17 protein-coding genes are annotated in these 20,290 nt (G+C 63.2%); 1 reads left to right on the top strand and 16 read right to left on the bottom strand.

Annotated elements, in window-relative coordinates:
* Positions 1 to 16 precede the first annotated feature (16 nt).
* The 11 genes from QMY55_RS10910 to QMY55_RS10860 form a co-directional block, all read right to left on the bottom strand.
* Positions 17 to 973, bottom strand: a complete 957-nt coding sequence (locus QMY55_RS10910) for a Gfo/Idh/MocA family oxidoreductase (protein ID WP_283488608.1) — start codon at positions 971 to 973, stop codon at positions 17 to 19.
* A gap of 88 nt (positions 974 to 1,061) precedes the next feature.
* On the bottom strand, positions 1,062 to 1,931 hold the full coding sequence (locus QMY55_RS10905) for a class III extradiol dioxygenase subunit beta (RefSeq protein ID WP_003075873.1): 870 nt from the start codon (positions 1,929 to 1,931) through the stop codon (positions 1,062 to 1,064).
* Between the two features lie 3 nt (positions 1,932 to 1,934).
* Positions 1,935 to 2,393, bottom strand: coding sequence for a protocatechuate 4,5-dioxygenase subunit alpha (gene ligA / locus QMY55_RS10900; RefSeq protein WP_283488607.1), 459 nt, complete (start codon positions 2,391 to 2,393; stop codon positions 1,935 to 1,937).
* Between the two features lie 82 nt (positions 2,394 to 2,475).
* Entirely contained in the window at positions 2,476 to 3,393 is a 918-nt protein-coding gene (locus QMY55_RS10895; RefSeq protein ID WP_283488606.1) for an amidohydrolase family protein, read from the bottom strand.
* A 30-nt stretch (positions 3,394 to 3,423) separates the two neighbouring features.
* Positions 3,424 to 4,413, bottom strand: coding sequence for an MBL fold metallo-hydrolase (locus QMY55_RS10890; protein ID WP_283488605.1), 990 nt, complete (start codon positions 4,411 to 4,413; stop codon positions 3,424 to 3,426).
* 44 nt (positions 4,414 to 4,457) lie between these two features.
* Positions 4,458 to 5,141 carry a 4-carboxy-4-hydroxy-2-oxoadipate aldolase/oxaloacetate decarboxylase gene (gene ligK / locus QMY55_RS10885; RefSeq protein ID WP_003075867.1) on the bottom strand — a complete coding sequence of 228 codons (684 nt, stop codon included), beginning with the start codon at positions 5,139 to 5,141 and terminating at the stop codon, positions 4,458 to 4,460.
* 133 nt (positions 5,142 to 5,274) lie between these two features.
* Positions 5,275 to 6,303 carry an amidohydrolase family protein gene (locus QMY55_RS10880; RefSeq protein ID WP_283488604.1) on the bottom strand — a complete coding sequence of 343 codons (1,029 nt, stop codon included), beginning with the start codon at positions 6,301 to 6,303 and terminating at the stop codon, positions 5,275 to 5,277.
* Positions 6,304 to 6,390: 87 nt separating this feature from the next.
* Complete coding sequence (locus tag QMY55_RS10875) at positions 6,391 to 7,746, bottom strand: MFS transporter (protein ID WP_283488603.1); 1,356 nt, start codon at positions 7,744 to 7,746, stop codon at positions 6,391 to 6,393.
* A 163-nt stretch (positions 7,747 to 7,909) separates the two neighbouring features.
* A complete protein-coding gene (locus QMY55_RS10870; RefSeq protein WP_283488602.1) occupies positions 7,910 to 8,590 on the bottom strand; it encodes a substrate-binding domain-containing protein in 681 nt (226 codons plus the stop codon).
* Between the two features lie 443 nt (positions 8,591 to 9,033).
* Positions 9,034 to 9,540 (bottom strand): hypothetical protein, encoded by a 507-nt coding sequence (locus tag QMY55_RS10865; protein WP_283488601.1) that lies wholly within the window; start codon positions 9,538 to 9,540, stop codon positions 9,034 to 9,036.
* Between the two features lie 171 nt (positions 9,541 to 9,711).
* On the bottom strand, positions 9,712 to 11,397 hold the full coding sequence (locus tag QMY55_RS10860; RefSeq protein ID WP_283488600.1) for a long-chain fatty acid--CoA ligase: 1,686 nt from the start codon (positions 11,395 to 11,397) through the stop codon (positions 9,712 to 9,714).
* A 225-nt stretch (positions 11,398 to 11,622) separates the two neighbouring features.
* Between QMY55_RS10860 and QMY55_RS10855 the strand changes: the two genes are divergently transcribed.
* Positions 11,623 to 12,135, top strand: coding sequence for a pyridoxamine 5'-phosphate oxidase (locus QMY55_RS10855; RefSeq protein WP_283488599.1), 513 nt, complete (start codon positions 11,623 to 11,625; stop codon positions 12,133 to 12,135).
* On the opposite strand, the gene QMY55_RS10850 is transcribed toward QMY55_RS10855, so the two are convergent.
* From QMY55_RS10850 to QMY55_RS10830, 5 genes are all read right to left on the bottom strand, one after another.
* On the bottom strand, positions 12,132 to 12,659 hold the full coding sequence (locus QMY55_RS10850; RefSeq protein ID WP_283488598.1) for a hypothetical protein: 528 nt from the start codon (positions 12,657 to 12,659) through the stop codon (positions 12,132 to 12,134). The two genes, QMY55_RS10855 and QMY55_RS10850, sit on opposite strands and share 4 nt — an antisense overlap.
* Positions 12,660 to 12,712: 53 nt before the next feature.
* Positions 12,713 to 14,113, bottom strand: a complete 1,401-nt coding sequence (locus QMY55_RS10845; RefSeq protein WP_283488597.1) for an MBL fold metallo-hydrolase RNA specificity domain-containing protein — start codon at positions 14,111 to 14,113, stop codon at positions 12,713 to 12,715.
* Between the two features lie 197 nt (positions 14,114 to 14,310).
* The gene (locus tag QMY55_RS10840) at positions 14,311 to 15,774 is read right to left on the bottom strand and encodes an efflux transporter outer membrane subunit (RefSeq protein ID WP_283488596.1); all 1,464 of its coding nucleotides are present in this window, start codon (positions 15,772 to 15,774) and stop codon (positions 14,311 to 14,313) included.
* A gap of 13 nt (positions 15,775 to 15,787) precedes the next feature.
* Complete coding sequence (locus QMY55_RS10835) at positions 15,788 to 19,018, bottom strand: efflux RND transporter permease subunit (RefSeq protein ID WP_283488594.1); 3,231 nt, start codon at positions 19,016 to 19,018, stop codon at positions 15,788 to 15,790.
* A 22-nt stretch (positions 19,019 to 19,040) separates the two neighbouring features.
* Complete coding sequence (locus tag QMY55_RS10830; RefSeq protein ID WP_283488593.1) at positions 19,041 to 20,282, bottom strand: efflux RND transporter periplasmic adaptor subunit; 1,242 nt, start codon at positions 20,280 to 20,282, stop codon at positions 19,041 to 19,043.
* Between the last annotated feature and the right edge of the window lie 8 nt (positions 20,283 to 20,290).

Below are 20,290 nucleotides of genomic sequence, written 5' to 3'. Positions count from 1 at the left end.
CGATCACCGGAACTTATTAGGCGTTGAGTTGCTGCTCCAGATCGTGCAAGACCTTGTAGCAGTTGAACACCTGCTGCACGCTGGAGTTGGGTTCGCGGCCTTCACGGATGGCGGCGAAGAATTCGCGGTCCTGCAGCTCGATGCCGTTCATGGACACGTCGACCTGGGACACGTCGATCTTCTCGTCCTTGCCGGTGTACAGATCGTCGTAACGGGCCAGGTAGGTGCCGGTGTCGCCGATGTAGCGGAAGAAGGTGCCCAGAGGACCGTCATTGTTGAACGACAGGCTCAAAGTGCAGATTGCACCGTTGGCGGCCTTGAGCTGGATGCTCATGTCCATGGCGATGCCCAGATCCTTGTGGATGGGGCCTTGCACGGCGTTGGCCTTGACGATGGGGCTGCCAGCCTGGTAGGCGAACAGGTCCACAGTGTGGGCGGCATGGTGCCACAGCAGGTGGTCGGTCCAGCTGCGAGCCTGGCCCAGCGCGTTCATATTGGTGCGGCGGAAAAAGTAGGTTTGCACATCCATCTGCTGGATGTTGAACTCGCCGGCAGCTATCTTCTTGTGCACCCACTGGTGGCTGGGGTTGAAGCGGCGGGTATGACCCACCATGGCCACCAGACCGGTCTGCTTTTGCAGCTCGGCCACTTCCTGGGCGTCCTTCAGGGCATCGGCCAGAGGGATCTCGACCTGCACATGCTTGCCGGCCTTCATGCAGGCAATGGCCTGCTCGGCGTGCATCTGCGTGGGCGTGCACAGGATCACGGCATCGACTTCGGGCAGCGCCAGGCTTTCGGCCAGATCGGTTGCCACATGCTTGATGCCGTATTTATCGGCCACTTCCTTGGTCTGGTCAAAACGGCGACCGACCAGGGAGACGACTTCCACGCCGTCGATGTTCTTGATGCCGTCCAGGTGCTTGATGCCGAAGGCACCTGCGCCAGCCAGCGCTACTTTGATGGTCTTGCTCATGATTGGGATCTCCGTAGAGCCGCCTCAAGGAGGCGAAGCCCCCCACAGGGGGCAGTGAATACGCGAAGCAGCGAACGTGGTGAAACGTTTACTGATTCTCGAGGATCAGATGGCCCACTGCGGTGTTCGATGCGGGCACATGGTAGAAGCGGTGCGCCACCTTGGGCAGCGGTGCGGGGCCGTCCACATCGGACATGGCGCCGCGCGCAATCAGCCACATCACCAGCTCGATGCCTTCCGAGCCGGCTTCGCGCACATAGTCGATATGGGGCATCTGCGCCAGACCGTGGGGGTTCTCGATCAGCAGATCCAGGAACTGGTTGTCCCATTCCTTGTTGATCAGGCCCGCGCGCGCGCCCTGCAGCTGGTGGCTCATGCCGCCCGTGCCCCAGATATGGACGTTGATGTCCTGGTCGTAGCTCTCCACGGCCTTGCGGATGGCGCGGCCCAGGTTGAAGCAGCGCTGGCCGGTGGGCACGGGATACTGCACCACGTTCACGGCGAAGGGGATCACCGGGCAGGGCCAGGAGCCGGTCTTGGGGTCCTGCTCGCCGCACATCAGCGACAGCGGGACCGTGAGGCCATGGTCCACGTCCATCTTGTTGACGATGGTCAGGTCGAAGTCCTGCTGGATCACGGACTGGGCAATGTGGCTGGCCAGGTCGGGATGGCCGACCACCTTGGGCACGGGGCGCGGGCCCCAGCCTTCGTCGGCGGGCTGGAATTCCGCAGCCGTGCCGATGGCGAAGGTGGGAATGCAGTCCAGGCTGAAGGCCGTGGCGTGGTCGTTGTAGACCAGGAAGACCACGTCGGGCTTGTTGTCCTTCATCCACTGGCGCGAGAAGTCATAACCCTTGAACAGGGGCGCCCAGTAGGCTTCCTGGGTCTTGCCCATGTCCATGGCGGCGCCGATGGCAGGCACGTGCGAGGTGAAAACGGATGCGGTGATGCGTGCCATGTCTTAGTTGCCTTCCTTGTTCTGGTTGCCTGCGCTGCGAGCACTGCCTTGTGGCTGATGGTGTGCCTGCGCATCACCGTCCTCGCCCACGTAGCGATTGCCTTCGGCAGAGCGGCCGCCGCCCATCATCATGGCGCGGTACTCTTCTTCGGTCATGCCGGTCATGGAGCCGGCCATCTGCTGGAAGCTCTTGCCGTCGGTGGCGCCGATCTTGGCCAGGAAGTAGATATTGCCGCCCGTGCGCATGCACCAGTTCAGGTCGCGCGCCAGCACGGCCTGCTTTTGCTCCTCGGTCATCGCCCACTCGTCGAGATAGGCACGTTCGTTGGCGCGAAAGCGCTCGCGGTTCTCTGCCTTCATCAGGCTCATACAGAACTGGTTGAGCCAGTAGCCCTTGCGGGACTGCTCGGCATCGAAAATGATGGTGCCGGGCACGTCCAGATACGGTTTTTCCAAAGCCATAAATTCTCCTCGTTTACGGATGGCGCAGCCCATGCGACAAGGCTGCGGCCTGTTTCCGGGTGTATGTGTCGCCGGAACTCCGTCAGACCTCTTCGGGCCAGTACAGACGCATGGGGTTGTCCACCAGCAGCTTTTGCTGCAGCTCTGCTGTGGGAGCGATATGGGGAATGAAGTCCACCAGCAGGCCGTCGTCAGGCATGTGGTCCTTCAGGTTGGGGTGCGGCCAGTCCGTGCCCCAGAGCACGCGATCGGGGAACTCCTCGACCACGCGGCGCGCGAACGGCACCACGTCCTGGTAGGCGTTCTGCTCGCCATTCAGCGCCTTGGGGCCGGTGACGGACAGGCGCTCGGGGCAGGAAACCTTGCTCCAGACGTTCTGGTGCTCGCGCATGAACTTCAGGAACAGGGCGAACTCTTCGCTGTCCACGCCCTTGGTGACGTCGGGGCGGCCCATGTGGTCGACCACCACGGTGGTGGGCAGCGCGGTGAAGAAGTCCCACAGCTCGGGCAGATCCACGGCTTCGAAATAGATCACCACATGCCAGCCCAGCTTGGCGATGCGGCCGGCGATCTCCATCAGCTCGTCCTTGGGCGTGAAGTCCACCAGACGCTTGACGAAGTTGAAGCGCACACCGCGCACGCCGGCGTCGTGCAGCTCCTGCAGTTCGGCATCGCTGATGGAGCGCCTGACCGTGGCCACGCCGCGGGCCTTGCCGCCCGAGGACTTGCAGGCATCGACCATGGCGCGGTTGTCCGCACCGTGGCAGGTGGCCTGCACCACCACATTGCGCGCAAAACCCAGGTGGTCGCGCAGCGCATACAGCTGGGCCTTGCTGGCGTCGCAGGGGGTGTACTTGCGCTCGGGGGCGAAGGGGAACTCGTTGCCGGGACCGAACACATGGCAGTGCGCATCCACAGCGCCGGCAGGCAGCTTGAACTGGGGCTTGCTGGGGTTGGCATACCAGTCCAGCCAGCCGGGGGTCTTTTCAAATTGGCTCATATCAATCCAGTCCTTATCTTGAAAGAGTGATCAGATCACCATCAAATCCTTGCCCACCACGGCCTCGCCCTTGAAGTGCTGGCGCACATCGGACAGCAGCATTTCGTCGGTGATGCTGGGGTCGTCGCCCGGCACGATGTGCGAGAGCACCAGCTTCTTGACGCCGGCGGCCGCAGCGATGCGCCCCACATCCACCGAGGTGGTGTGGCAGGCCAGCAGATGCTCCTTGAGCGTGGCGGCATTGGGCACGCGCTTGACCATGGCGTCCACGGCGGGCACATAGATCACCTCGTGCACCAGCACATCGGCGCCCTTGGCCAGCTCGGCCACGGCCGGGCAGTAGGTCGTGTCGCCCGAGAAGACGACCGAGCGGTCCTTGGTGTCGAAGCGCAGCGCAAACGAGTCCGCGATGGGCGGATGAATATTGCGCACCGCCGTCACCTTGACCTTGTCGTTCTCCAGAATCACGCCGGGTTTGGAGAACTCGTGCGTGTTCACCATCTTGCGCAGATCGGGCTTGCTCTCGTCGGGGATGCGGATATCGATGTCGAACTTCATGGATTCCATGAAGGCCTTGGTCATCGCATCCAGCGTCGGCGGCCCCCAGACATCGACCTGATTGCGCAGGCCGGCAGCCCAGGCCGAATACAGCAAGGGGCCGTATTCCAGGTTGTGGTCCGAGTGCATATGGGTGATGAACACCTTGCTCAGACGCGGCAGCGCAATGCCGGCCTTGACCAGCTGGGCCGCCACGCCATAGGCGCAATCGACGACAAATGGCTCGCCGTCGATCAGCAGCACGCTGGCCGGGTTGGAGCGCTCGCCGCCCACGCGCGGGCCGCCCTTGGTGCCCAGCAGCACGAGTTGCGTGCCCTTGTTCCCGGCAGCGGCCTTGACGGCCTGCGCCAGCGCATTGCCGGCAGTGCCCAGACCCAGTGCGCCGACACCGGCCAGGCTGGCCGCAGCGGCGAGGCAGTGGCGGCGCGAGAGGTTCACGGAGGATTTGAAGGAAGAGAACATGCGGTTGCTCCTGTTGTAATGATTTTTGAGGACCGATGCTCCGATTAGTCGATGTACTTGAGACCGGCCTTTTCCAGGGGCTCGCGCATCTTGTACATATCCAGGCCCAGGACGCCCGAAGCCAGCTTGGCGCGCTTTTCGCCTTCGAAGCTTTCGCGCTTCTGGGCGGCGGCCAGCACTTCCACGGCACGGGCAGCGGGCACGCAGACCACGCCATCGTCGTCGGCCACGATCACGTCACCGGGCGTGACCAGCATGCCGGCGCAGACGATGGGGATGTTGACCGAGCCCAGGGTGGCCTTGATCGTGCCCTTGGAAGAGATGGCTTTGCTCCACACGGGGAAGTCCATCTCCTGCAGCGTCTTCACGTCGCGCACGCCGGCATCGATGATCAGCGCGCGTGCACCGCGCGCCTGAAAGCTCGTGGCCAGCAGATCGCCGAAGTAGCCGTCGCTGCACTCGGCGGTGACGGCCGCGACCACGATGTCGCCGGGCTGAATCTGCTCGGCGGCCACATGCATCATCCAGTTGTCGCCGGGCTGCAGCAGCACCGTGACGGCGGTGCCCGAGACCTGCTTGCCGGCATAGATGGGGCGCATGTAGGGCTTGAGCAGACCGACGCGGCCCATGGCCTCGTGCACGGTGGCGGAGCCCAGGGCGGCCAGGCCGTCAGCGGCAGCGCGGTCGGCGCGCTGGATATTGCGGTAGACAACTCCCAGTTCGTACATGGAAATACCTCTTTGCTTTGACGTGATTGAATCAAAAAAGTGAGCTTCTATCGCTTGCTATTCATCATATTTGAATAGTTTTCATTCTGAAAACGTTTCATACCGTGCGATAGCAGCTCTCTTTTTTGAGAAGTTACAGACCCTTGGCCTTGAGCGCCTTGTCCAGGCGCGTGAACACGCGGCGGGCATTGCCTTCATAGACGGCGTGCTTTTCATCGGCAGTCAGGTTCTGCGTGGCTTCGATGTAGCGCTTGGTGTCGTCGTAGTAGTGACCGGTCTGCGGATCGATGCCGCGCACGGCGCCGATCATTTCGCTGGCGAACAGAATGTTCTTGGTGGGAATCACTTCCGTCAGCAGATTGATGCCGGGCTGGTGGTAGACGCAGGTGTCGAAGTAGATGTTGTTGAGCAGATGCTCTTCGAGCAGCGGCTTCTTCATCTCCTGCGCCAGACCGCGGAAGCGGCCCCAGTGGTAAGGCACGGCGCCACCGCCATGGGGAATCAGGAACTTCAGGGTCGGGAAGTCCTTGAACAGATCCGAAGTCAGGCACTGCATGAAGGCCGTGGTGTCGGCATTCAGATAGTGGCTGCCCGTGGTGTGAAAGCATGAATTGCAGCTGGTGGAGACGTGGATCATCGCGGGGATGTCGTACTCCACCATCTTTTCGTAGATGGGGTACCAGCTCTTGTCGGACAGCGGTGGCGAAGTCCAGTGGCCGCCCGAGGGATCGGGGTTCAGGTTGATACCCACGTTGCCGTACTGCTCAACGCACTTGACCAGCTCTGGGATGCAGGTCGCGGGGTTCACGCCGGGCGACTGGGGCAGCATGGCGGCGGGAATGAAGTGATCGGGGAACAGCTCGCTGACACGGAAGCACAGCTCGTTGCAGATGGCGGCCCAGGTGCTGGAGGTCTGGAAGTCACCGATGTGGTGCGCCATGAACGAGGCACGGGGGCTGAAGATGGTCAGATCGGAACCACGCTCCTTCATCAGGCGCAGCTGGTTGGTTTCGATGGTCTCGCGGATTTCATCGTCGCTGATCTTCAGGTCAGCCGCCGAAGGAGTCTTGCTCGGGTCCTTGAGGCCGGCGATCTGCAGATCGCGCCATGCGCCCAGGGCCGCAGGCGCCGTGGTGTAGTGTCCGTGTACGTCAATAATCATGTAAGAACCCCTCGAAGGTTGGAAATCAACGGTTGACCGTCAAGGCCGGCACCAGGGCCGGCCGCTATTCAAAAGCTTGGCAAAAACTCAGCGCTCGGTCTTGGGTGTGGCCATCTGCTTGATGATCAGTGCCGCTGCGGCGATCAGGCCGGGAATCGCGACCACCGTGAAGATCTGGCTGAAGCCCAGGTTACGCACCGTCAGCTCGGCCACCAGGAAGGAGCCGGCAATACCGCCAAAGCGGCCGATGCCCAGCATCCAGGCCACACCGGTGGCGCGGCCACTGGTGGGATAGAAAGCGGCGGCCAGTGCCGGCATGGAGGACTGCGCGGTATTCATGATGGTGCCGGCAACAAAGACCGAGACCACCAGCCAGCCCAGGCTGCCAGCTTCCTGGCCGATCCACCAGATGGATACAGCGGTCAGCGCATAGCCCACGGCAATGATGCGATTGGCGTTGAAGCGATCCATCAGCCAGCCAAAGAACACCGCGCCTACGCCGCCCAGCGGAAACAGCGCCGCCACCAGCGTGGCCGTCTTGGGATCCAGGCCGCCTTCCTTGAACAGCACGGGCATCCAGTTCATCAGCGCATAGAAGATGACCAGGCCCATGAAATAGGCAATCCACAGCATGACCGTGCCCACTGCATATTGCCTGGACAGCACCACACCCATGCCGCTCTTGCCTTCCACGGCAGCCTTGTTCTCTGTCATCACGAACTTCTGCACATGCTGCACGGCATTGCCGGCGATGCGGGCCAGAGGCTTGCGGATACGGTCTGCCGAGTAGCCTTTGCCCACCATATAGCGCACGGATTCGGGCAGCAGCAACACCAGCAGCACCAGCAGCACCAGCGGAGCAATACCGCCCAGGTGCAGCACGCTGCGCCAGCCGAAATGGGGAATCATCCAGGCAGCCAGGAAACCACCGAAGGCGGCGCCCAGCGGAAAGCCGCAGAACATGGCGTTGGTGATGGTGGCACGGCGGTTCTCAGGGCAGTACTCGCTCATCAGTGTCACGGCATTGGGCATGGCAGCGCCCAGGCCCAGGCCGGTGACAAAGCGCCAGGCCGTCATGCTGGTCAGGTCATGGGTATAGCCCGAAGCCAGGCAGGCCACGGCAAACACCAGCACCGAACCCACCAGCACGGCCTTGCGGCCGAACTTGTCGGCCAGCGGGCCGGAACTCATGGCGCCGGCGGCCAAGCCGAACAGCGCCGCACTGAGCACAGGAGCCAGGTCGGCCTTGGCCAAGCCCCACTCGCCCAACAGCGATGGCGCGATATAGCCGATGGCAGCGGTATCAAAGCCATCGAGCAAAACGATGAAGAAACACAGGGCGAAAATCACCCACTGGTAACCGGAGAACGGCTGATCGTTCAGCACGGTCTGCACGTTTGCGACCGTGGCGTCGGTTTTTGGATTGCTAGCTTGCGAAGTCATATTTGGTATCTCAGTTGCCTCTCTTTGTCGCCTCTATCTCCTGTCTCGCGGCTGGCGCCAAAGCCTTCAGGCTCCTGTACGTCCGTCACGAAAGGGCTATGACTGCCCTTTTGCTGGATGGGGTCGCAGCGTCCAGGCCCCCTGCCCGGACGACTGCTTCAATTCACGCGGGCTCCATGCCCTGGCGGCGCTTGGCCTCGGCCGCTTGCGGCGAAGCCATGAAAGCCAGCAAACGCTGGGCCGCTTCTGCATTCGCTGCGCCGCTCACGACCGCCGCAGAAAAAACCGTATCGATGGCAATGGCCGCGGGCAGTGCGCCCACAATCTGAATGCCTTGTACGTGGATCAATTCGCTCAGTTGCTGGAAACCCAGAGCCACTTCACCCGAAGCCACCATGGAGCCCACGGGCACGCCAGGACGGGCCTGCACCATGCGGGGCTTGATCTCTTCGGCAATGCCCCAGCGCTCGAACAGCTTTTGCAGCGCTATGCCACTGGGGCCGGTCGAAAAACCAATGCTGGGCGCAGCCAGCACCGCAGCGCGCACAGCTTCTTCGCTGCGGATATCGGGTTGAGTGGTGGCGGCAGGCACGGCAACCGCAGTGCTGGAGAGCATCAGATCCACCTTGCTGCCCGGCAGCACGCGGCCGGCAGCTTCCAATTTGTCGATGGCATTGGAGGCCAGGAAAACCAGATCAAAGGCCTCTTCACCGACCTGCACACGCTGGGCTGCGTCCACGCCCCCCACGGACTCAATGTCTACGGGCTCGCCGCCCTGCTCCTTCCAAGCCTGGGTCAGATCTGCCAGAACCTGGCGGGTTGCCATGGACGAAATGCCCTTCATGCCTGAATCTCCTGAGCCTTGTCGAGCTGTCCGCCAGTACCGTGATCCGCCAAGATCCTGCACACCGTCAAGCCGCCCAGGTCTCATAGCTTTGAAGATCACAGCACTGCAGCAGCGCAACCATCTAAACGAAATGAATATGCGAGGACTTACGCAAACAAGAATGCACAAGGAACATGCCTATAGGGCCAACATCTTGCTTGAACCTGATTTGCGTAAGTCGTGTGCTTATTGTGGCCACGCGGCATGCAGGGCTCCAGCCCCCTTCTCCGCTAGCAGCTATGCCATGAACACATATCAAAGCACTTACTCACCACATCAAAAATATACCTATGAAATATGCATAAATCTCACAAAAACAAAAAGCCTTCTGCTATTTATTGAATAGTAGAAGGCTTTGGAAGCTGCACTTAAGCAACAGAAAATTTAGTGGTTAACCCTAGTCAATCGTCATGATGCCGATGACCTCGGCCACGGCCGTGGCCCTGGTCGTTCTCTCGGTCGCGCCGCTCCCAACCGCGATGCTCGTGACGGTCCCTGCGTTCGTCCCTGTCCCAGCGGCGATGATCATCATGGTCATCGCGATCCCAATGCCGCTCATGACGGGGTGGCGGCCCACCCCGCCACTGAGGCGGAGCATCGCGCAAAAAGTAGGTAGGGCGGCCGCACGCGTGGTAGCGGCCGCAGTAACGGCGCCAGTCGCGCGCATGGCCGGGCGGCACCCACATGTAAATGGGCTGCGCCTGCTGTACCACCGGTCCACCCCACATGGGCTGCCCATAGAGCAGTGCTGGCGGTGCGGCGTTACCGATATTGACCTGGCCATAGACGCCAGGGGCCAGTTGTCCCGAGATGGAACCGCTGATATAGGCCTGAGCCTGGGAAAAGCCTACAGCACAGGTCAGTGCCAGTGCAGCTAACGCCTTATACGAAATACGCGAAGAAGGCATAGATCAGGGGTATATAAGTTTTATTCCCTCAAGTCCAAAGACCGGGGGCTTGCTCTCAACAGTGCCATAAAGGCACTAACTTAATAACGCGCCCCATCCATTCTGGCTGACAAGATCGCTCATATGAAAGGCTACCCAAGGCGGGACTTGGTCTCTCCTCTTAAACTCCGCTCAGCGGCTCTCCTGCTCCTGAAGCAGCCGCCACATCACTTTGCCGCTGCCGCTCTTGGGCAGGGCTTGCATGAAAGTGACACTGCGTGGCGCTTTGTAGACGGCCATGTTCTCGTGGCACCAGTTGACGATGTCCTGCTCAGTTGTGGTTTCATGGCCGGCGCGCAGCACCACCACGGCTTTGACGCTTTCCCCACGGTAATCGTCCTTGGTGGAGATCACGCAGGCCTCCTGAATCGCGGGGTGACGGAACATCAGCGCTTCCACCTCGGCCGGCCAGACTTTGAAGCCGCTGGCATTGATCATGCGCTTGAGGCGGTCGGTGATAAAGAAGTAGCCATCCTCGTCAATTCGACCCAGATCACCTGTTCTGAAAAAGCGCTTGCCATCCAACTCCAAGAACGCCTGTTCGGTCGCTTCAGGGCGCTGCCAGTAGCCTTCAAAGACTTCAGGACCATGCACCACGATTTCGCCCTGCTCACCTTGCGCGACTTCCTCAAGGGTGTCCGGGTCAATGATGCGCGCATCGGTGCTCATGAAGGGAATGCCCAGACATTGCTGCTTGGGATGGTCGGGCGGGTTGCTGTGCGAAGGTGCGGCGGTTTCCGTCAGGCCATAACCTTCACAAAAGCGCAGTCCGTATTGCTCAAGCAGACGCTGAGCCACGGCCTGGGGCATGGCTGCGCCGCCGCCGCCTATGTATTTGAGGCTGGACAGATCAAATGAAGCAAAGTTGGGACTACCTAGCAGATCGATCACCATGGTGGGGATGTTTGTCCAACTGGTGACTTTGTAATGCGAGATCAGCCGCCCAGCCAGCTCCCTGTCCCAACGCGGCATGATCAGCAGGGTAGCGCCCAGATAAATGGCGCTGTGCAGCACTGAAACCAGGCCCGTGATGTGGAACATGGGCACTACCCCCAGCACCACATTTTCGCTGGTGCCATTGCCCCAGGCAGCACTGGCGACCGCGTTGTGGTTGAGACTTCGGTGTTTGTGCATGCAGCCTTTGGGCTGGCCGGTCGTTCCGCTGGTGTATGGCAGCACGGCCAAATCGTCACGCCCCACGGTATGGGCCGGTGGCTCATCCTGGCAAGCAAGCGCATCAGCCCAGGCATGCACCTGTCCGTGGCTGAGTTGCGCGGGCTCGTGCTCGCTCAGCAGCCAGTGATGCCAACTCTGCGGCGGAGCATCCAGCCCCTGAACATTGGGATCAAAACCTTCGGTGAAGCGGGTCACCACCATATGCGACAGTTGCTGCTCTTGCGGCAGCGCGTTGCTGGCCTTGGCCAGCGCCTGCGCCAGATCGGCCGAGGTGATGGCTACCTTGGCGCCTGAGTCGGTGATGTAGTGCTTGAGTTCCTCCGCCGTATTCATGGGGTTGACCGGAACGACCACAGCATTGGCGCGGTAGATGGCGTAATGCGCCAGCACCAGTTGGGAGGAGTTTTGCATCAGCAAGATGACGCGATCGCCCTTGCCCACCCCCAGACTATGCAGATAGGCCGCCATGCGCTGCGTACCCTCGCACAGTTGCTGGTATGTTGTCTTGCGCCCCAAAAACACCAGCGCGGTCTTGTCCGGATAACGGCACGCGTTGATGTGCAGATTCTCCCAAACGCTGGAAGCGGGAACGGTAATGGAGTGCGGCAGACGAGCAGGCCAGAATTTGTAGTGAGAGGACATGGGCTGGAGCATGAGTCGGTGAGAACGCAGGTACTGCAATACAGCACGGGAACAGTCATAGTCCTGACGGACTAGAGCATCGATTGCCTAGGCTAGTGCGCCAGCACCTTGGTGGCATTCGGGTAGGCCACTAGAGCCCGTCACCAAAGTGACCTCGCTAACGGGTTCACCCCTCGGCAAGCAATCCCCCTGACGGCCAGCACGCCGTGCATTTACCATGCAGCCATGTCGCATGAATCCCGCCTGCAGCAGTCGCTGCGTCAATTGCTTCTCAGCCAGCGCACTGCGGCCCTGGCCGTGCAACCTCTGGCTGATTTCATCAATGTCTCAGCCCTGCCTGCGCCGCAGATTTCCATGGTGCCTTGGGCCTGGGATGCAGAGTTCTTCACGCTGATCATTCATGTCAGCGGCCTGGCCAGCCACACGCAGGCCATGGAACAACACCCGGCAGTCAGTCTGCTGATGACGGCCACCGAACAAACGGGCCAGGGTGTGCATGCGCTGGAGCGGGTCAGCATCCAGGGTGTCGCTTCCACTCCGCCTGAGGGTAGTGTGCTCTGGCAAGGTGCCCGCAAGGCTTATCTGGCGCGTTTTCCCGAGGCCGAGCCTATGACGGCGCTGGGCGATTTTCGTTTTGTCTGCATCACGCCACAAAGCGGCAGGCATGTCGCTGGCTTTGGCGCGGCACGCGATGTGGACGCGCAAGATCTGATTGCAGCCCTTAACCCGGCGGCCTAGTCTTTGCTGGTCCGACCTGGCTTAGTCTGGCGCACATGCTCTTCAACCAGTTCCATGCAGGCCAGAGGCTGGCCCTGCACCAGGGCCTGAACATGGTCCTGCCAGATCTGCCCCTGCTGCTCCACGTTTGCGTCCAGAAAGCACTGCAGCATCTGCTGCGGATCTGCACAGACCTGATAGTGATAAGGATTGCGCCGCAGGCATGCCGCGCGCAGATGCAGGCCCAACGCCTCCCACGTCACCGCCCGGCCTTGCAGGCGCTGCCACTGATGCAGCAGCTCATGGGCGAAGACGCCAGCCACCACAGGGTGGGCAAGCCGCAGCGGCTTATGCGGGTCCCTGTGCTCAAAAAAGCTGCGCGGCAGATAGATGCGCCCGCCGCCCAGGGACAGCGCGCGCCTGGTATCGCCCAGACGCCGCACATGCAGACGCATGCCGGGCAGCAACTCATCCAGCGCAGTGCCGAAAAGCCGCTGTACGAATCCGGCCTCGACCGGCATCAGGCTTCGCCGCCAGAACATCATGCAACAGGCCACGGGCAAGGAAGATTTCGCATCTCGGAGACTCCTGGCACGTTCTAGAACTCGAAGACCTGGCCCGGCTGCGGAAGCTGCACCGAGAAATGCAGGCGCTCGTGCAGCAGCGTGGCCAAGGCCAGGGAGGCATGCGGCTCTCCATGCACCACAAAGGTCTGCTGCGGCGGGCGGGTGAACGCGGCCGCCCAGTCCAGCAGAGCTTGCTGGTCGGCATGGGCCGAAAAGCCGCCCAGGGTATGGATGCCGGCACGGACTTCCACTTCATCACCAAGCAGGCGCACCTGCCTGGCACCGTCGACCAGCCTTCGACCTAGCGAACCATCGGCCTGATAGCCGCAAATCACCACTGCACACTCGGGCCTGGACAGATTGTTCTTCAGATGGTGCAGCACCCGTCCCGCGTCGCACATGCCGCTGGCCGAGATGATGATCGCGCCGCTCTTGATGCGGTTGAGCTTGATGGAGTCCTCCACATCGCTGATGAAATGAATGTGCGGCGACTCCTTGAGTCTCTTGACGCTGCCCAGCAACTGTCTGGCCTCCTCGTCGAACACGTTGAAATGCCGCAGCGTGATATCCGTAGCTGCCACCGCCATCGGCGAATCCACAAATATCTCTACCGGCGGCAGGCGCTGCTGCTGGATCAGCTGCAGAAAGTGATAGAGCAGCTCCTGCGTGCGCCCCACGGCAAATGCCGGGATGACCACATTGCCATGGGGAACCGTGCGCGTGACCACATCGACCAGCTCTTCCAGGGTATCGCCAGTACTCTTGTGCTGCCGGTCGCCATAGGTGGACTCGATGAGCAGCAGATCAGCGTCCGTGATCGGCGTGGGATCGCGCAGGATCACCCGCCCCGGCTGGCCCAGATCGCCGCTGGCCACCAGCTTGCGCGAGCCGCCATGACCATCTGCCAGCCATAGCTCCACAATGGCCGAGCCCAGAATATGCCCGGCATCCTGAAAACGTACCGTCACCGCAGGATGAGGTTCAAAGCGCTGTCCATAGGCTCTGGCCTGGACCTGCTCCAGCGTGCTCGCCACATGGGCCAACGAATACAGAGGAACCGTCGGCTCGCGCTCGTGCCCTCGGCCTTCACGCCGGCGCCGCGCCGCCCGTTCGGCATCCATCATCTGGATATGGGCGCTGTCCTTGAGCAAGACCTCGAGCAAATCCTTGGTGGCCAGAGTGGCATAGATGGGGCCCTTGAAGCCCTGAGCCACGAGCTTGGGCAACAAGCCGCTGTGATCGATGTGCGCATGGGTCAGAACGACGAAATCCAGGCTTGCAGCATCAAAGGCAAAGGCTTGCTGGTTGTGCTCGTCGGCCTCGCGGCCGCCCTGGGCCATGCCGCAGTCGATCAGAAATCGGCAACTATGCGCCTCGACCAGAAAACAGGACCCCGTGACCGATTGCGCCGCACCGTGAAAAGTGATGTTCATGAAGCATCCATTGACGATCCACATGGACCGTCAATGAATCTAGCACCACTGGCGCCTGCGCTGCCAGAGCCTCAAGTCTTGCCTTGATGCCCATCAAACCGCGGAGCCTGCCTGGGCGCTGCAAACACCGGCTGGCTCAGCAGCAGGAGTCACAAGCCGGCAAACCGCCCGCCAGGGCGGACAGGACAGCTCTCGCCTCAGCTGCTGGCCGCCACGGACTCGCCGCTGTCCCAGCCTCCGCCCAACGCGCGAATCAGCGCCACCGTGGCCGTGTACTGCGCGGTGCGCACCTGCAAGGCCTGGCGCCGGTTGCGCAACTCGTTGCGACGTGCATCCAGCAGCTCCAGCTGGCTCACCAGACCGTTGCGATAGCGCACGTCCGAAAGGTGCGTGGCCCGCTCGGAAGACTGCACGGCCTGCCCCAGCACGCGGGCCTGGCCCGAGAGCAGGCGCAAGGCACTGAGCTGATCCTCCACATCCCGAAAGGCTGCGAGTACCTGGCCGCGCTGGGCCGCCACGGCGGCTTCCAGGCGCGCACGGGCCCCCTCCTCCTGCGCGGCGCGCTGGCCGCCGTCGAAGATGGGCAGCGACAGCAAGGCGCCTATGCCCCAGGAGCGCGCCGACCACTTGAACAGATCGCCCAGCTCCGGCGAGGCATAGCCGCCATTGCCCGTGAGCGTGATGGCCGGAAACCATGCGGCCTGGGCCACGCCCACGCGCGCCTGGGCCGCCAGCACGGATGTCTGAGCCGCCGACACATCGGGGCGGCGCGCCAGTACCGTCGCGGGCACGCCTGCCGGAATCACGGGCAGCGTTGCCAGCACAGGCTGCGAAGCCAGCGTGAAGCCAGTGGCGACATCCCCCACGAGCACGGCCAGCGCATGCGTGAGGGCCGCCTGCTGGCGCTCCAGCGCCAGTGTCTCGGCCTCGGTGGCCGAAACCTCGGTCTGCATGCGCGCCACGTCCAGCTCGGCTGCATCGCCGGCGCGGAAGCGCTTCTCGATCAGCGTCAGCGTCTCGCGATAGGCCGCCAGACTCTGCTCGACCAGCTGGCGCTCGGTCTGCAGCGAACGCAGCTGCAGATAAGTCTGCGCCACATCGGCCTGCACCATCAGGCGCGTGCTCTGCAGCAAGGCCTCGCGTGCATTGGCATCCTCGCGTGCCGCTTCGCTGGCCCGCGACAGGCGGCCGAACAGATCCGCTTCGTAGGAGAAGTTCAGGCCGGCCGTGACCAGTGTGGCGGGTTGCATGCCGTTCGCCGTGTTCGCACCGGCCTGACGCGCGGCACCGCCCGCAGCCCCGATCTGCGGCTGGCGCTGCGCATCGGCCGAGCGCAGCAGCGCGCGGGCTTCGGCCAGGCGCGCCGCAGCGGTCTGCACATCGGTATTGGCTTCACCCGCACGCTCCACTAAAGCGCTGAGCTCGGTGTCGGCAAATACCCGCCACCAGGCACCGCGCGGCTGGGCCTCGGCCGGGGCGGCCTGCGTCCAGCCCGCGGCTGCAGCCTGGGCACTGAAGCTTGCGGGCACGGCAACGCCGGCATGCTCGGCCACCGTGGGCGGTGCGCTGGCGCAACCCGCCAGCACCAAGGCTGCCGTCAGCGCGCTCAGGAACGGCATCAGGGATCGAATGCCTTGCATCGTTTTCATATCGGAATCCATGGTTGATTGGGGCTTATTCGTCATGGCCGCGTGGCGCAGCAGGCATGGGCAGGGCCGAGGCGCCGTGACCGGGCTCGCTGATCGGCGCCACATGACTGCCATGCTGCTGCAACGGGCGGTTGCCGGCCAGACGACGCAGCACCACATAGAACACCGGCGTGAGGAACAGGCCAAAGGCCGTCACACCGATCATGCCGGCGAACACCGCCACACCCATGGCGCTGCGCATCTCGGCTCCCGCGCCCGTGGACAGCACCAGGGGCAGCACGCCCATGACAAAGGCCAGCGAGGTCATGAGGATGGGGCGCAGGCGCAGGCGGCTGGCTTCGATGGCGGCCTGCACGGGCGTGCGGCCCGCAAATTCCAGCTCGCGGGCGAACTCCACGATCAGGATGGCGTTCTTGGCCGACAGCCCCACGAGCACGATGAGCCCGATCTGCGTGAACACATTGTTGTCGCCGCCGCTCAGCCACACGCCCGTCATGGCAGCCAGCAGGCCCATGGGCACGATGAGGATGATGGCAATCGGCAGGGTTAGGCTTTCGTACTGCGCCGCCAGCACCAGAAAGACCAGCAGGATGGCGATGGGGAACACCAGCACGGCGGAATTGCCGGCCAGGATTTCCTGGTAGGTCAACTCGGTCCACTCGAAGCCTATGCCGGGCGGCAGGGTTTCGGCGGCAATGCGCTCGACGGCGGCCTGGGCCTGGCCCGAGGAGAAGCCGGGCGCAGGACCGCCATTCACGTCGGCGGCCAGAAAGCCGTTGTAGCGCATGGCGCGTTCGGGCCCGAAGCTGGGTTCGAGCTTCATCAGCGCCGACAGCGGCACCATCTCGCCTGTGGTGGAACGCACCTTGAGCAGGCCCACGTCTTCGGCGCGCGCCCGGTAGGCTGCGTCAGCCTGCACGCGCACGCTATAGGTGCGGCCAAACTGGTTGAAGTCGTTCGCATACAAGCTGCCCAGGTAGATCTGCAGCGTCTCGAAGATATCCGTCACGGGCACGCCGAGCTGACGCGCCTTGGTGCGGTCGATTGCGGCATAGAGCTGGGGCACGTTGACCTGCCAGCTGGTGAACAGGCCGGCCAGCTCGGGCGTCTGGTAGGCCTTGGCCATGAAGGCCTTCACGGCCGCGTCCATGGCGTCGTAACCCAGCGAGGCACGGTCCTCGATCTGCAGCTTGAAGCCGCCGGTGGTTCCGAGGCCGGCCACGGGCGGCGGCGGGAACATGGCGATAAAGGCTTCCTGGATGCTGCCAAAGGCCTGGTTGAGCTGACCCGCCACGGCACCGCCGCTCTGGTCGGCATGCGTGCGCTCGGCAAAGGGCTTGAGCGTGACAAAGACGATGCCCGAGTTGGAGCTGTTGGTGAAGCCGTTGATGGACAGGCCCGGGAAGGCGATGGCATCTTCCACATTGGGATTTTTCTTGACGATCTCGCCCATGCGGCGGATCACGTCTTCCGTGCGGTCCAGCGTGGCGCCATCGGGCAACTGGGCAAAACCGACCAGATACTGCTTGTCCTGGGCCGGCACAAAGCCGCCGGGCACCAGCTTGAACAGACCCCAGGTCGCGCCCACCAGCACGGCATAGATCACCAGCATCAGCGCCTTGCGGCCGATGACGCGCTGCACGCCACCGCTATAGGCATCGGAGCCGCGCCGGAACAAGGCGTTGAAACGGCGGAAAAAGCCGCCCAGCACCCGTTCCATGCCGCGTGTCAGCGCGTCCTTGGGCGCGTCGTGGCCGCGCAGCAGCAGCGCGGAAAGCGCAGGCGACAGGGTCAGCGAGTTGATGGCCGAGATCACCGTGGAGATGGCGATGGTCACCGCGAACTGGCGGTAGAACTGGCCCGTGAGGCCGCTGATGAAGGCCAGCGGCACAAACACGGCCACCAGCACCAGGGCGATGGCGATGATGGGCCCGCTGACCTCCTGCATGGCGCGGTAGGTGGCCTGGCGCGGCGACAGACCGGCCTCGATGTTGCGCTCCACGTTCTCCACCACCACGATGGCGTCATCCACCACGATGCCGATGGCCAGCACCAGGCCGAACAGGCTCAGCGCATTGATGGAAAAGCCCAGCAGGTGCAGCACGGCGAACGTGCCCACCACCGAGACCGGCACAGCCAGCAACGGAATGATGGAGGCGCGCCAGGTCTGCAGGAACAGAATCACCACGACCACCACCAGGGCCACGGCCTCCAGCAGGGTCTGGATCACGGACTTGATCGAAGCCCGCACGAATTGCGTGGGGTCGTAGGCGATGCGGAACTCCACGCCTTCAGGCATGTGCTTTTGCAGCTCGGCCATGGTGGAGCGCACATTGGCCGAGATTTCCAGGGCATTCGAACCCGGAGCCTGGAACACGCCCATGCCCACGGCCGGGTCGTTGTTGAGCAGGGAGCGCAGCGAATAATCGGCCGCGCCCAGCTCCAGCCTGGCCACGTCACGCAAGCGCGTCACGGCACCGTCGGAGCCGGTCTTGACGATGATGTCGCCGAACTCTTCCTCGGTCTGCAAGCGGCCTTGCGCATTGATGGACAGCTGCATGTCCACACCGGGCAGACCGGGCGAAGCGCCGACCACGCCGGCTGCAGCCTGCACGTTCTGGCCGCGGATGGCAGCCACCACATCGGCGGCCGAGAGACCGCGCTGCGCCACCTTCTGCGGGTCCAGCCATGCACGCATGGAATAGTCGCCGCCGCCGAAGATCTGCACCTGGCCCACACCCTGGATGCGCGCCAGGCGGTCCTTCACATTGAGCACGGCATAGTTGCGCAGATAGTCGATGTCATAGCGGCCGTTGGGCGAGACCATGTGCACGACCATGGTCAGGTCGGGCGCACTCTTGACCGTGGTGATGCCCAGGCGGCGCACTTCCTCGGGCAGGCGCGGCTCGGCCTGGGAGACGCGGTTCTGCACCAGCTGCTGCGCCTTGTCCGGATCGGTGCCCAGCGCGAAGGTCACGGTCAGCGTCATCACGCCGTCGGTCGTGGCCTGGCTGCCCATGTAGAGCATGCCTTCCACGCCGTTGATGGATTCCTCCAGCGGCGTGGCCACGGTTTCGGCAATTACCTTGGGATTGGCGCCCGGGTACTGGGCGCGCACCACCACCGAGGGTGGAGCGACCTCGGGGTATTCCGAGATCGGCAGCGTTCGCATGGCGATCAGGCCAGCGAGAAAGATGAGCACCGACAGCACACCCGCAAAGATCGGGCGGTCGATGAAAAATCGGGAAAGGTTCATGGTGTCGGAGGATTAAGGGTTCTCAGACCGTGGGTAGCTTGGCGGCGCTGCGGCCATCGGCCAGCTCGGCCTTGGCGTCCATGGGCACCTCCTGAGGCGCGACCACCACGCCGGGGCGCACACGCTGCAGTCCGTTGACGACGATGCGCTCGCCGGCCTTGAGGCCCGAAGTCACCACGCGCAGGCCGTTCACCGGTGCGCCCAGTTGCACCTCCCGGTACTCGGCCTTGTTGCCCTCGCCCACCACCAGCACGAATTTCTTGCTCTGGTCCGTGCCCACGGCGCGCTCGTTGATGAGCACGGCCTGGGTGGTCTGGGGTTGGCCCATGCGGATGCGCGCGAACTGGCCGGCCATGAGCGTGCCGTCCACATTGCCGAACACGGCCCGCACGCGCACCGTGCCGCTCTTGGCATCGACCTGGTTGTCTATGAGCTGCAGATGACCGGCATAAGGCGTGCCGCCGCTGGTACCCACCCCCATCTGAACGGGAATGGTTTCAATCAGCGCACGCGTGCTGCGTCCCTGGCTTGCGCTCTGCAGACCCTGCAGCGCCTGGGCCACGATCTGCTCGTCTGCGTCGAAACTGGCATACATGGGGTCCACTGATACCAGGGTGGTCAGCACCGGAGCACCGGCTCCCGAGCTCACGAGATTGCCCACCGTGACCTCGATGCGACCCACGCGCCCGCTCACCGGCGCCTTGACCTGGGTGTAGCCCAGGTTCAGCTTGGCGGTCTGCAGCGCAGCCTGGGCGGCGCGCAGATTCGCATCGGCCTCGCGCCGGGCATTCACCCGTTCGTCGTATTCCTTTTGCGCGATCGCCCGCTCGTCCCACAGACGCGTGGCGCGCTCGGACTCGCTCTGGGTATAGGCCATGCGTGCCTTGGCGGCAACCACCTGGGCTTCGGCGCGATCGACTTCTGCCACATAGGGAGCCGGGTCCACGGTGAACAGCAGATCACCGGCCCTGACCAGCGCGCCTTCCTTGAAATGCACGGCCTGCACCGCACCCGAGACGCGCGGCTGCACATCCACGCGCTGCACGGCTTCAAGGCGGCCGGAGAATTCATTCCACAGCGTCACGTCCTGCTGCAGGACCTGGGCAGCCGAGACCGGCACGGCCGGCGCGGCGGCTTGCGCAGCCGGTGCTTCCGCGTGCGATGCCTGCAGGCCCAGCATGGCGGCGGTCGTAGCGATCACAGCAGCGGCGACGCCGGCGGCGGCCCACCGGCGGCGATTGGAGAGTTTGGAGTGCTCGTTCATGGCAATGT

The sequence above is a fragment of the Comamonas resistens genome (genome assembly GCF_030064165.1).
GTDB classification, from domain to species: domain Bacteria; phylum Pseudomonadota; class Gammaproteobacteria; order Burkholderiales; family Burkholderiaceae_C; genus Comamonas; species Comamonas resistens.
Note: the sequence above shows the minus strand (reverse complement) of the source record. Positions and strands in the feature narration are given on the sequence as shown.